Origin of the sequence: Marisediminitalea aggregata (assembly GCF_900129565.1) — a bacterium.
In the GTDB taxonomy this organism is placed as follows: Bacteria; Pseudomonadota; Gammaproteobacteria; order Enterobacterales; family Alteromonadaceae; genus Alteromonas; species Alteromonas aggregata.
This window is the reverse complement of sequence record NZ_FQWD01000004.1, coordinates 264,233-276,358: the sequence shown is the minus strand read 5'-3', so window position 1 is coordinate 276,358 and position 12,126 is coordinate 264,233. Positions and strand designations below refer to the sequence as shown.

General features: G+C 50.4%; 9 protein-coding genes and 1 riboswitch. Of the genes, 4 read left to right on the top strand and 5 right to left on the bottom strand.

The genetic code is table 11. The annotated features are described in order from the left end of the window. Positions 1-25 precede the first annotated feature (25 nt). Positions 26-1,387 carry a PEP-CTERM-box response regulator transcription factor gene (gene prsR / locus BUB81_RS12760; RefSeq protein ID WP_073323349.1) on the top strand — a complete coding sequence of 454 codons (1,362 nt, stop codon included), beginning with the start codon at positions 26-28 and terminating at the stop codon, positions 1,385-1,387. A gap of 30 nt (positions 1,388-1,417) precedes the next feature. On the opposite strand, the gene BUB81_RS12755 is transcribed toward prsR, so the two are convergent. From BUB81_RS12755 to BUB81_RS12745, 3 genes are all read right to left on the bottom strand, one after another. Then, positions 1,418-3,559, bottom strand: a complete 2,142-nt coding sequence (locus BUB81_RS12755; protein WP_073323347.1) for a GGDEF domain-containing protein — start codon at positions 3,557-3,559, stop codon at positions 1,418-1,420. 142 nt (positions 3,560-3,701) lie between these two features. Then, positions 3,702-4,025: a hypothetical protein gene (locus tag BUB81_RS21960; RefSeq protein WP_073323345.1), complete on the bottom strand. Its 324-nt coding sequence runs from the start codon at positions 4,023-4,025 to the stop codon at positions 3,702-3,704. After that, positions 3,985-4,680, bottom strand: coding sequence for an AAA family ATPase (locus tag BUB81_RS12745; RefSeq protein ID WP_073323343.1), 696 nt, complete (start codon positions 4,678-4,680; stop codon positions 3,985-3,987). The genes BUB81_RS21960 and BUB81_RS12745 overlap by 41 nt, the downstream gene beginning before the upstream one ends. A 126-nt stretch (positions 4,681-4,806) precedes the next feature. After that, positions 4,807-4,890, bottom strand: a riboswitch (cyclic di-GMP riboswitch). Between the two features lie 238 nt (positions 4,891-5,128). Here BUB81_RS12745 and BUB81_RS12740 point away from each other — a divergent pair. Continuing rightward, positions 5,129-5,881, top strand: a complete 753-nt coding sequence (locus tag BUB81_RS12740) for a glutathione peroxidase (RefSeq protein ID WP_073323341.1) — start codon at positions 5,129-5,131, stop codon at positions 5,879-5,881. Positions 5,882-5,940: 59 nt separating this feature from the next. Here the strand turns inward: BUB81_RS12740 and BUB81_RS12735 are convergent, their stop codons facing one another. After that, the gene (locus tag BUB81_RS12735) at positions 5,941-6,288 is read right to left on the bottom strand and encodes a putative quinol monooxygenase (RefSeq protein ID WP_073323339.1); all 348 of its coding nucleotides are present in this window, start codon (positions 6,286-6,288) and stop codon (positions 5,941-5,943) included. 234 nt (positions 6,289-6,522) lie between these two features. On the opposite strand from BUB81_RS12735, the gene BUB81_RS12730 reads away from it, so the two are divergent. After that, entirely contained in the window at positions 6,523-7,830 is a 1,308-nt protein-coding gene (locus BUB81_RS12730; RefSeq protein ID WP_073323337.1) for a M20/M25/M40 family metallo-hydrolase, read from the top strand. A gap of 62 nt (positions 7,831-7,892) precedes the next feature. Next, a complete protein-coding gene (locus tag BUB81_RS12725) occupies positions 7,893-8,954 on the top strand; it encodes an alpha/beta hydrolase (RefSeq protein WP_084526518.1) in 1,062 nt (353 codons plus the stop codon). A gap of 42 nt (positions 8,955-8,996) precedes the next feature. On the opposite strand, the gene BUB81_RS12720 is transcribed toward BUB81_RS12725, so the two are convergent. Then, entirely contained in the window at positions 8,997-12,119 is a 3,123-nt protein-coding gene (locus BUB81_RS12720; RefSeq protein WP_073323333.1) for an efflux RND transporter permease subunit, read from the bottom strand. Positions 12,120-12,126 lie beyond the last annotated feature (7 nt).

The following is a 12,126-nucleotide window of genomic DNA, read 5'->3' as shown; positions in this document are numbered from 1 at the left end:
GTCGGAACGAAATGGAAAAATAAACATGGCTGACACCATTCTGGTAGTTGATGATGATTTAGGCATTCAGAAACAGTTAAAATGGAGCTTAACCGATTATAACGTGGTATTCGCGGACGACAGACAGTCTGCCATAGCACAGCTTCGCCGCTTTGAACCCAGCGTAGTGACACTGGATCTCGGGTTACCTCCTGATCCGGCTAATGCGTCTGAAGGGTTAAAAACACTTGAAGAAATTATGGCTTTGTCACCACGCACAAAAGTGATTGTGGTAACAGGCAACAACGATAAAGAGAATGCACTGAGAGCGATTGACCTCGGTGCCTATGACTTTTATCAAAAACCCATCGATTCAGACACCATCAAGTTGTTAGTGAATCGCGCCCTCAACTTATCCAAGCTTGAAGACGAGAATCGCATTCTGGCGAAAACCCGTCCATCCATGGGCCGAATCATTGGTAACAGTGAAGCCATTCAACTGGTCATGCGCAAGGCTGAAAAGATTGCCGGTACTGATATCAGCACGCTGTTGCTGGGGGAGAGTGGTACCGGTAAAGAAGTGTTTGCCCGCAGTATTCACGAACACAGCCCACGAAAAGATAAACCGTTTGTAGCCATAAACTGTGCCTCGATTCCGGAAAACCTGCTGGAAAGTGAATTGTTTGGCTACGAGAAAGGCGCGTTTACCGGCGCCAATAAAACGACCATGGGTAAAATAGAAACAGCCCAGGGGGGTACCCTGTTCCTCGATGAAATTGGCGATATGCCGATTGGATTGCAGGCTAAAATGTTGCGCTTCCTGCAGGAACGAGTGATTGAGCGCGTAGGCGGACGCAATGAGATCCCTGTCGATATTCGGGTGATCTGTGCGACGCACCGCGACTTACAAACTATGGTGGCGGAAGAGAGCTTCCGGGAAGATTTGTTCTACCGTATTGGTGAAATTCCCATTAATATTCCACCGCTTCGCGACCGCGAACAAGACATTGTCTTGTTAGCCCGAACCTTCCTGAATCAGTACCGGGAAGAGTTTAATGCCAAAGCGAAAAGCTTCAGTGATGGCGCAATTAAGGCGTTACTGGCGCATAAATGGCCGGGCAATATTCGCGAATTACAGAACAAGTTAAAGTCTGCAGTCATCATGGCTGAGGGAACGGTCGTCCAGGCCGAGGATCTGGGCTTGATAGCACCGACTGAAGACTTTGAAAGTGATACGTTGAATCTGCGTGAAGTGCGTGAACAAGCGGAGAGCCGGGCTATCCGCAAAGCGTATCAACGGGCGGATAAGAATATGTCGAAAACCGCAGAGTTACTGGGCGTAACGCGTCCAACTCTGTATTCGCTTATCGATAAGTATCACCTGGAAGATCTGAAAACCGGGGTGTAGGCTCGCTACTTTCCTATGGCTGGCTAGCGGCTACTCGCTACAATTCCAGTTCACCGCCGACAAGTGATTCAACGACGTTTGGATGCGTGTTGGCGGTAAGTCATATTTCACCTCAATCGGAGAGGGAGAATGAGACTGGTGTTGAGATTGGGACTTCTCCCCCAACAACCCAATCCAGCAGTCCTTGCCAGAGCTTTTAGCGGCATAAAGGCAGTCGTCGACAATAGCAAAATAGTCAGACCATTCCAGACGCTCCGGTTCCTCCGGGTAAAGCGGTAATACGCAAAAGCCGATGGAGCAAGTAATATTCAGCCGGGTATTGTCGCTCAGTGAAAATAACTCCTGATGCAGGGATTGATGCAGGCGGGTTGCAAGCGATACCGCTTCTAACCGGCTAGTATTTCGACACACCGCTAAAAACTCCTCACCGCCCCAGCGTATCAGCATATCGGATGGTCGGAACACCGACCGCAGTAACCGGCTTAATTGCACTAAAATGCGATCGCCCGCGAGGTGCCCATAGGTATCGTTAATGTGCTTAAAGTTGTCAATGTCCAGTAAAAAGCAAACCAGATCCGCATTCGCGGCATCGGCACCTACGGGCTTGTTGACCAGGTAATTTTGCTGCGCACGATGAATTTCCTGGGGCAATTGGTTATTCAGGTACTGGCGGTTATACAAGCCAGTGAGCGGGTCCAGCAGACTGGCGCGTTCAAGCGCCTGATATGCACTCTCTAACTCGGCATTTTTTATTTCCAGCTCTTGGGTGCGGCGCTTTACTTCGCGCTTTAACAAGCTGGAACGCTGTTTCTGGTTTACTCTGCTCCAAAACAGAAATACAAAAAGCAACGAGGCGAGTAACGAGCCATACAGCATCTTGGTGCGTAATTGTTGCTGTTCTGCTCTGGCAAGTTCTATTGCCTGGTTTTTACTTAACAACGTGAGCGCCTGGGCCTGACGCTCGACATCAATTTGTGATTGAAGGTAGAGCAACGCCAGAGAGCGACGCTGATCCAGGCTGTCTGATTCAAGTTGACGTTGGCGTCTCAAGGCACTGAACGCCGACTGGAAATCCTGCTGCTGTACGTACATATCCACTCTGACTGCCTCAAACTGAGACTGGGTGAATAGCTCCTCCCGGTCTATGGCTTGCTGCAAACCTAATTCAATGTGCTCATTGGATTTTTCCTGGTTATCGGGTAGATAGGCATTTGCCAGCGCCAGATGAATATCAGTTAAGAGTGTGGTGCAGTTGTTCGCGGTCGCATGATCAAGCTCGTCAAGCAACAGTTGCCGCCCTTCTGCGTATTGTTTTCTCGCGATTAATATATCACCGACACTTGTAGTGGCCTTGCTTTGGTCGCACAGCGCGCCCAAATTCGAAAAACCGTCAATACTGCTATTCAGGTAGCGCAACGCGGGTTCGAAGTCTCCCTCCTTGGCATACACTTTACCAAGGTGATAGCCCAGTTCTGCATTGAGCAGTGACATCGATAAAGTGCGGATTAGTTGCTCTGCATCTTTTAAATAAAGCAATGCCTCGTCGTTTTTGCCTACATCACTGTATACCCGGGCAATATTCATCAACGCCAGCGCACTGGCGGCGTTGTCATTACTCTCTCTGAGCAAGGGGAGGGCCCTTTCAAGCTGACTCAGCGCGCTTTCAAACTGGCCCAATTGACGCAGGGAAATACCTATTTCCAGTTGCTGTAATGCAATACCGTCATTGCGATTTTGCTGATGATAGATCTCTTTGGCCAGGTTGAAATAACCCAGAGCGGATTGATATAACCCCATCACCCGATAGGTGCGACCTATATCGGTGTAAAGATCCGCAATCGCTAACGGGTTGTTGGCACTTTTAAAGTAATCCAGGCTATTTTGAAATTGCGTAAGGGCGAGAGGATAGAGGTTTTTAAGCAGCGATAAATGGCCGAGCGCATGCACGCCAAGCGCGACAGATTCATCATCCTTGTCGGCGCGAGCCAGCGCAAGAGAGTCGACTATTTGCTGTTCCGCCTGCTGAATATTACCCTGGGCAATCAGCATTTGAACGTTAGATGAACGGTCTCCGTGCTGTGTGCTGTCCAAAGAAATATGTCGCAGAGGATGTCCGCCTGCTTGCGCGGACACGCAAAGCATCAGCAGAAAGATACTGCCACGGGTTATCATAAATACCTTTTACACCGCTTATACTTGTTGCTAAAACCGCTACTACATACATCTGCGTTTTATCTGTCGCTATACTTTAGTATAGGTTAATTCCACCTACACATGTTTAAAATTTAATCGCTTGTCGTTTTTTTATGCAACATTACCAGTCACTCCTTGTGTGTGCAAAATGTGCTATCCATAGCCGTATTAATTTAGACTTGGCGACCCCGCTGTGGTCAGAAATTTCCTGCAATTGATCAATGCATTCTTCGGTGAGCGTGAAGGTAGCTCTGCGCATAGGTTGCATTGATGCATCGTTACTGACTTTAGAAGCCGATGTAACTAATTGCGTTTGGGAGTCAGCATGCGCCGGTCGACCCTGCGCATAATTCAGGGCGTCGTCAATAAAGGTATCGGCAGTTACTGGCTCAGTATTAATCGTGCTAGCTCGCGACGTGGTACGCGACAGATTGAGTAGGCTCATTCTGTTCCCCCTTTCTGCGGGCCAGCAGCTCTTCAATGATACTTCTGATTTCAATCGCGGCTTTGCCAGTTGGCTCGCTTTCCAGCACCGAGCGACCCGACTCTTCTGAGTCATCATACATGTTGCGGCTGAAGGTGACCGAGTTAAGCACCGGCACCTCAAAAGAGCGGCACACTTCCTTCGCCTCGAGGATCCGCGGAGCCAGACTCGGCAGGGAAGGGCACTGGGTGATCACAAACGCGGCATTCATTCTGGGGTTGACCATTTTACAGGTCGACAATATGTCTTCCATGTGTGGTACGGTTTTTAAGTCGCGACGCTTTGGTCGCAGTGGAATCAGTATGTGGTCGGCCACCGCCATTGACGAACGCAGTGCCAGGTTATCCTGTCCACCGCAATCGATAACGACATAGTCGTAGCGCTCTTTCAGACTGAGCAGTTCGTTTCGAATCTTACCGTATAGTTGTATACAGGTAATGTTGGGTAATTCGTCGTTGCTACTGCGCTCTTGCGCCCAGTCAGAGGTGGTGCGCTGTGGATCGCAATCCACCATTAACACACTGGCTTTTTTCTCACAACGCAAGTACACGGCGATATTTTGGGCCAGGCAGCTTTTGCCGCTACCGCCTTTTTCGCCACCTACCAGAATCATCATAGGTTCAATCCTCATTGGAGCCTGGCTATTCCTGTCCGAAGCTCGCTGTAATAGTCATTACACAATGAAAAAGTGAACACCGTTTTGGGTCTGCGGTTTTTAGGGGGAACCGGAAAGCCCTTTGTGTTCGGTAGCCCCGCTATCATATCAAAGGATGAAGACCGGAGGCTTTGCGTCACGCGCTTTCGTCGCGCTTTGCCTTTTTCAAACTTTCTGTAAGGTAACGATGTTGCCCTGATACCTTACTTGCCAAAGGATAAACAAAGCCTTCGGGTATCGCCATGTAATTGGGGCATCGCAAACCATAAACGGGGATACTTCTTAATACCAAAAATAACTGATTAAAAAATCATGTTTAATCGCATATGTAGATTATCAGGATAGATTAACTTCACTTCCATACTCTGGCGATAAGTCTATACTGGATACATCAATTAAGGAGAAAACAATGACACACCCAGTAGATATGCCTTCACGTGAAGGCCAAAAAGTGCCTGACGTAACTTTTGCGATCCGCGATGGCGAACAATGGATTAATCGGACAAGCGACGACATTTTCAGTGGAAAGACCGTGGTTGTTTTCTCGTTACCAGGTGCGTTTACGCCAACGTGCTCTTCTACACACTTGCCTCGATACAACGAGCTGGCAGATGTGTTCAAGCAAAACGGTGTAGATGAAATTGTCTGTGTATCAGTGAATGATACCTTCGTAATGAATGCCTGGGCGGCGGACCAGGAGTCGGAAAACATTTCGCTGGTACCGGACGGCAACGGCGAGTTTACCGATGGCATGGGCATGCTGGTCGACAAAGCGGATCTGGGCTTTGGCAAGCGCAGTTGGCGTTATGCCATGCTGGTGAAAGATGGGGTTATTGATAAGATGTTTATCGAGCCCAACAAACCAGGCGACCCCTTTGAAGTGTCAGACGCTGACACCATGTTAAGTTACATTGCGCCCAATGCGGTGAAGCAGGAACCGGTATCCTTGCTGACGAAGCCGGGTTGCCCATATTGCGCCAAAGCGAAAGCACTACTGCAACATCACGGTTACCGCTATGAGGAAATTGTGCTGGGACAAGGGGCTTCACTGACCTCACTGAAAGCAATCAGTGGCAGAACAACGGTACCTCAGGTGTTTATCGGTGGTAAACACATTGGTGGTAGCGATGACCTGGAAGCGTACTTCGCAGAACAAGCTTAAATGAGGAGCACCGCTCGTCTTCGTTTGCGATAAATGTGACGAGCGATTTTCAACAAGAATTATAACTGAGGGGCGTCGTAATCCGCCGGCTCATCGGTGTAAATACACACATTCCAATCTTCAGCAAGCCCATCGTCCGCCTGACAATATTTGGCAAAAAAGTCAGCGATTTCCTTGCGCTGACAATGTGCTTCAAAACTCGCCATATCGGCCCAGATTTCATTGAACATAATGGGAAAGCTTTTGCCTTCCGCAAACGGACTGGTGACATGCCGTGTCACAATGTACTGAATACAACCATCCTCTCTGATGGTATTGGGTTCCAGGCTTTGCAGTACTTCAAACAGGGCGTTTTCCTGGCCTGGTTTAGGTAAAAACTGTGCGCAGCAATAGACTTTCTTGGACATAACGGATCCTTTGACTGACCGGTGATAAGGGTTGTTTGTGAGGTTCGGATTAACAGGCCTTAGTATGGCGCGTCGACTCAGGAAGTCAAAATATCGTTGTTGTTCAAACGTGTGCGTGACAGGGAGCGAGCCTACAATCTGCTTTATCGTGGCATTCATCGTCCTGCCTCTCGTTAATTCAGGCTAACTTTGTCATAGTGAACAGTAAAGCATAATTATTCCGGGGAACACAGAATGAAAACCACGTTACGGGCCATAACCTGCGCTTTAGGCCTGGCGCTTTCTACTGGTACTGCAGCTGCACTTAATCCAGATGAAAAATCCATGGCAGACGCCGTTGATCGCCGCACATCTGATGCCATGGCATTGCTGGAGAAAAGCGTCAACATAAATAGCGGCACCATGAACTTTGCCGGGGTAAAAAAAGTCGCTGACCTACTGGCACCGGAATTTAAAGCGCTGGGTTTTAAGGTTTGGTTTGAAGACGGTAAAGAGTTTAATCGTGCCGGTCATCTAATTGCAAAACACGAAGGCGGGCAGGGGCCGAATATACTATTAATAGGCCATCTGGATACGGTGTTTGAACCGGAAAGCCCTTTTCAGACGATGACCTACGTTGATGATAAAACTATTAAAGGTCCAGGCGTGGCTGACATGAAGGGCGGCAACATCATTATGTTGGAGGCGCTGCGTGCATTACAGCACGTCGGCGCTTTGAAATCGATGAATATACAGGTGGTACTCACCGGTGATGAGGAGTTAAGCGGTCGACCCTTATCGTTATCTAAAGCAGCACTGATAGAGGCAGCAAAATGGGCGGACGTAGCGCTTGGTTTTGAGAATGGTGACGGCAATCCGAAAACGGCAAACACGTCCCGCCGTGGCTCGGTGGACTGGACTCTGACAGTAAAAGGCACGCCTTCGCATTCGTCTCAGGTATTTAAACCCAATGTGGGCGCAGGGGCTATTTACGAGGCTTCTCGTATTCTTACCCGTTTCTATGAAGAACTAAGAAGTGAGCAATTACTTACGTTTAACCCTGGCCGAATCATGGGAGGTACTGAGGTGACTCATGACCGAGCCAAAAACAGTGGGACGGCATTCGGCAAGAACAATGTAGTAGCAGAACACGCTATCGTCACAGGCGATATTCGGGCTATTTCCCAGGAGCAACTGACTCGGGTACAGCGCAAAATGCAGGCGCTGGTCGCGCAAAACTTGCCGAAAACGTCAGCCTCCATTGAGTTTGGTGAAGGGTATCCGCCAATGGCACCGAAAGCAGGAAACCGCCAGCTACTCGAAATATACAGTACGGTGAGTGCTGATCTGGGGCAGGGGCCGGTAACAGCGGTTAACCCGCTTAATGCCGGGGCCGCAGATGTGTCTTTTACCGCGGAGTATGTTGATATGGCATTGGATGGACTGGGCATGAGTGGTTCGGCGGGGCATACCGTGAATGAATCAGCGGTCATACAGTCACTGCCATCACAGGCGAAACGCGCTGCGGTGTTGATGTATCGGTTGCAGTCTTCGACACACTGAGCAGTTGCATTTGACGGGCAAGCTCGCCATAGTATGCGGCAACCTAGCCTTGGGAGTTTATTTTGTTAACACGTAAGTCTTTTACTGCCATGTGCAGTGCCCTGCTACTCGGTACCGCAGCACTTAGTTCATCGGCCTTTGCGCAGTCGTATTTTGAGCTGACTAACGGTTTTCAGGACTTGTACGCTAAGTCCTTGGGCGAGGTCAGAAAGTGTATGGAGTCAACGCCTAACCGGTTTGCGGTTTGCGCCGACTCGTTACGCGGTGAAGGCAATGCGCCGTTTATACTTATGCAGGCCGAATCAGACAGCCCTGTTGCGGTGTTGGTGCATGGTTTAAGCGATTCACCCTTTTTTGTTTCGGCAATCGCCGATGAGCTCTACAGCCAGGGATATACGGTCATTGCGCCGTTACTGCCCGGACACGGTTTGAAAGACGCCGATGCTGATATGGAAGATGACCAGTTAGCAGAGCGCTGGCAAGCTCATGTTGATGAAGTGATTACACTGGCACTTGGTGCGAGTAGTTCGGGTAAAGTGGTTGTGGGCGGATTCTCTACAGGCGGCGCACTTTCAGTGGACTACACGCTCAAACACCCGGATAACGTAAAAGGTTTAATGCTGTTTTCCGGCGCACTGGCGCTGAACGGCAATGTCGAGTCGTTATCAAAAATTTGGGGAATGCGTTGGCTGGCTAAAATGCTTGATGGCGATTACAAAACCGATGGACCAAACCCGCAAAAGTACCCGAAAGTGGCCAGTTTTGCCGGGTTGGAGCTGATGTCGCTGATTCGTGAAATTCGCGAACAATTGGAGCAAGGGGCAAACATTACTGTACCGGTATTCATTGCGCATTCTGAAGCTGACCAGACCACGCCTATCGAAGGTGTCGAAAACTTACTGGCATCAGTAGACGCCAATAATACCTTCTACGTGATTGATGCATCGCATAACTTATGTCACGCTGATCTGGTGGTTAATCGCCGCTTGCTGGAAAAAATGAATTTCGACAAAAACCGTGCTGATTTAAGTGAAACCTGTTCGGTACCGCAGGTTAATCCGCAGTTCTTTCCTATGATGCGTGCATTGCGCGGATTCGTTGAATTTTCGTTAACCTCTGAATAGACAGATATGGCCGCTATGCGCAACACATAGCGGCGTTCGTTGTTACTCAGCGAGCTGTTTGGCCATGCGTTGTTTTTGCACCAGGTAAAAACACGCGGGGATTACCAGCAAGGAAAGCACCAGTGCACTCGCCATGCCGCCTACCATGGGCGTTGCAATCCGGCTCATTACTTCAGAACCTGTTCCTGAGCCCATCATGACAGGTAACAGGCCAATCATCACTGTTGCGACGGTCATGAGTACCGGTCGAACCCGTTTAAGCGCGCCTTCTGCAACCGCATTACGCAATAGCGCAGTGGTTATCGTTTGGTGCTGGCGAGCTAAGGATTTACACGACTCGTTGAGGTAAACCACCATGATCACACCAATTTCCACGGTGACACCGGCAAGCGCAATAAAGCCTACGCCAACGGCGACGGACAATTGATAGTCGAGCCAGTACAGCAACCAGAAGCCACCAATCAGGCCAAGAGGCAAGGTGCCCAGCACAATGGCCACGTCCACCATATTGCGGAAACTCATGAATAACAGGATCACAATAATTGCCAGTGTCAGCGGCAATACATAGGTAAGCTTCTGCTTGGCTCGTTCCATATACTCATACTGGCCAGCCCATTTCAGGCTGTAGCCTGCGGGCAGCGTTAGCTGACTATCCAGCGCGGCTTTTGCGTCTGCCACATAGGTCTGAATGTCACTGGTGGTCAGATCGATAAACGTATGGCCGGTTAATCGCGCGTTTTCGCTTTTCAGCGCAGGCGGACCCTGTGTGATATTGATATCAGCAACGTCGCCAAGGGTAATCCGTTGGCCCGTAGGGGTTATCAGCGGTAAATCGGCCATGGCTTCCGGTGAATCCCGGTAAGCCTGAGGGTATCGCATATTCACTGAATAGCGTTCCAGACCTTCAACGGTCGTCGTAACTTTTTTCCCGCCGACGGCGGTGCTGATAACCTGCTGCACATCAGCGATGTTCATGCCATAACGAGCCGCGGCATAGCGATTCACATCCAGCGTGATATAGCGTGCGCCCGCCACGCGCTCAGCATACACAGAAGCTGTGCCAGGTAAATCGCCGAGGATACGTTCCACGTCTTTACCCAGTTGCTCGATGACCGCGATATCCGGCCCGGATATCTTTAATCCTAATGGGGTTTTGATACCAGTTGCCAGCATATCGATACGGGTTTTTATTGGCATCACCCAGGCGTTGGTCAGGCCGGGAAACTTCACTAACTTGTCCAGTTCCGCTCTGAGTGATTCAGTGGTCACCCCTTCTCGCCATTCTGACTGAGGCTTTAACTGAATAAAGGTTTCAATCATGGTCAGGGGCGCTGGGTCGGTAGCAGTTTCTGCTCGTCCTACTTTTCCAAACACGGTTTCGACTTCGGGAACAGTGCGAATGAGCTTATCGGTTTGTTGCAATATCTGACGCGCCTCGCCAATTGATACCCCGGCATAGGTGGTTGGCATATACATTAGATCGCCTTCATCCAGCGGCGGCATAAACTCACTGCCCAGTTTCCCCAGTGGGTAAAAGCCAATCACCCCAATAATAACCGCGCAAAGCAAGGTGGTTTTCGGGAAGCTCAGTACAGCACGCAGGGCGGGTTTATAGGCTGCCTGAATCACCCGGTTTACTGGGTTTTTCGCTTCGGGCAGGATATTGCCGCGAATAAAATAGCCAATGAGTACCGGGATCAGGGTAATCGCCAAGCCCGCCGCCGCTGCCATGGCATAGGTTTTGGTGTAGGCCAGAGGAGCGAACATTCGGCCTTCCTGGGCTTCCAGAATAAATACCGGCAAAAAGCTCACGGTGATAATCAGCAGGCTAAAGAACAGCGCAGGGCCAACCTCGCCGGCAGCGTCTGCAACCAGCTCCCAGCGGTTACGCTGCTGATTGGCTGGGTCTTCCAGATGTTTGTGGAAGTTTTCTATCATTACAATGGCACCATCGGTCATCGCGCCAATGGCAATGGCGATACCGCCCAGCGACATGATATTGGCATTCAGCCCCTGAAAATGCATGAGAATGAACGCCGCAAGAATGCCCAGCGGTAATGTGACCAGCGCCACAATCGCGCTGCGTAAATGCAACAGGAAGAGCCCGCATACTACCGCAACAATGATTAATTCTTCGAGCAGCTTGTCCCACAGGTTGTCGACGGCTTTGGTGATCAGGTTTGAGCGGTCATAAACTGGTGTTATCTCTACGCCATCAGGCAACCCCGCCTGTAGTCGCTCTAGTGCGGCTTTGACCCCCGTGATGGTTTTCTCTGCGTTTTCGCCGTAGCGCATAACAATGATGCCGCCCACAGTTTCGCCTTCACCGTTCAACTCTGCGATGCCACGTCTGGCAGCAGGTCCAATGCGGATATCTGCCACGTCACTCAGCAATACAGGCGTGCCCTGTGGGGTGGCGCCTAATACGACCTGTTGCAAATCGTCGAGAGATTGCAGGTAGCCGGTAACCGTGACCATATATTCGGCTTCGGCCATTTCCACTACCGATGCGCCGACTTCCTGATTGCCCCGGGTAATGGCGCGTTCAATGCTGCTGAGCGGCAGGTTGTAGGCCTGCAAACGCAGTGGATCGATAACCACCTGATATTGCTTTTTCATGCCGCCCACGGTAGCCACTTCGGCGACACCCGGCACGGTTTGCAGTTCGTACTTCAGGAACCAGTCCTGCAGCGATGTCAGGTCTGCAATATCGTGTTGCCCCGTAGGGTCTGACAGCGCATAGATATACACCCAGCCCACCCCGGTTGCATCGGGCCCCAATTGAGGCGTAGCGGTATCCGGCAGGGTTGGCGCCACCTGCGATAGATACTCCAGCACGCGCGAACGGGCCCAGTAAATATCGGTGCTGTCGTCAAACAGGATATATACGTAGGAGTCGCCGAAGAACGAAAATCCACGGACGGTGTGCGCGCCGGGTACAGACAGCATGGCCGTTGTTAACGGGTAGGTCACCTGTTGTTCAACTACCGACGGAGCCTGACCCGGATAGGATGTCTTGATAATAACCTGGACATCAGACAGGTCGGGTATCGCATCAACCGGGGTTTGCTTAACCGACCACATGCCGGCCGCTGCCAGCATCAGCGTCGCGATGAGAACCAGGACCCGGTTTGCGATGGACCAACGAATAATATGTGCTATCACAGTTGGC

What these genes read in the sequence shown, in the direction of transcription:
- prsR (WP_073323349.1), top strand. Translation starts at nt 26, where the DNA reads ATGGCTGACACCATTCTGGTAGTTGATGATGATTTAGGCATTCAGAAA.
- BUB81_RS12755 (WP_073323347.1), bottom strand. Translation starts at nt 3,559, where the DNA reads ATGATAACCCGTGGCAGTATCTTTCTGCTGATGCTTTGCGTGTCCGCG.
- BUB81_RS21960 (WP_073323345.1), bottom strand. Translation starts at nt 4,025, where the DNA reads ATGAGCCTACTCAATCTGTCGCGTACCACGTCGCGAGCTAGCACGATT.
- BUB81_RS12745 (WP_073323343.1), bottom strand. Translation starts at nt 4,680, where the DNA reads ATGATGATTCTGGTAGGTGGCGAAAAAGGCGGTAGCGGCAAAAGCTGC.
- BUB81_RS12740 (WP_073323341.1), top strand. Translation starts at nt 5,129, where the DNA reads ATGACACACCCAGTAGATATGCCTTCACGTGAAGGCCAAAAAGTGCCT.
- BUB81_RS12735 (WP_073323339.1), bottom strand. Translation starts at nt 6,288, where the DNA reads ATGTCCAAGAAAGTCTATTGCTGCGCACAGTTTTTACCTAAACCAGGC.
- BUB81_RS12730 (WP_073323337.1), top strand. Translation starts at nt 6,523, where the DNA reads ATGAAAACCACGTTACGGGCCATAACCTGCGCTTTAGGCCTGGCGCTT.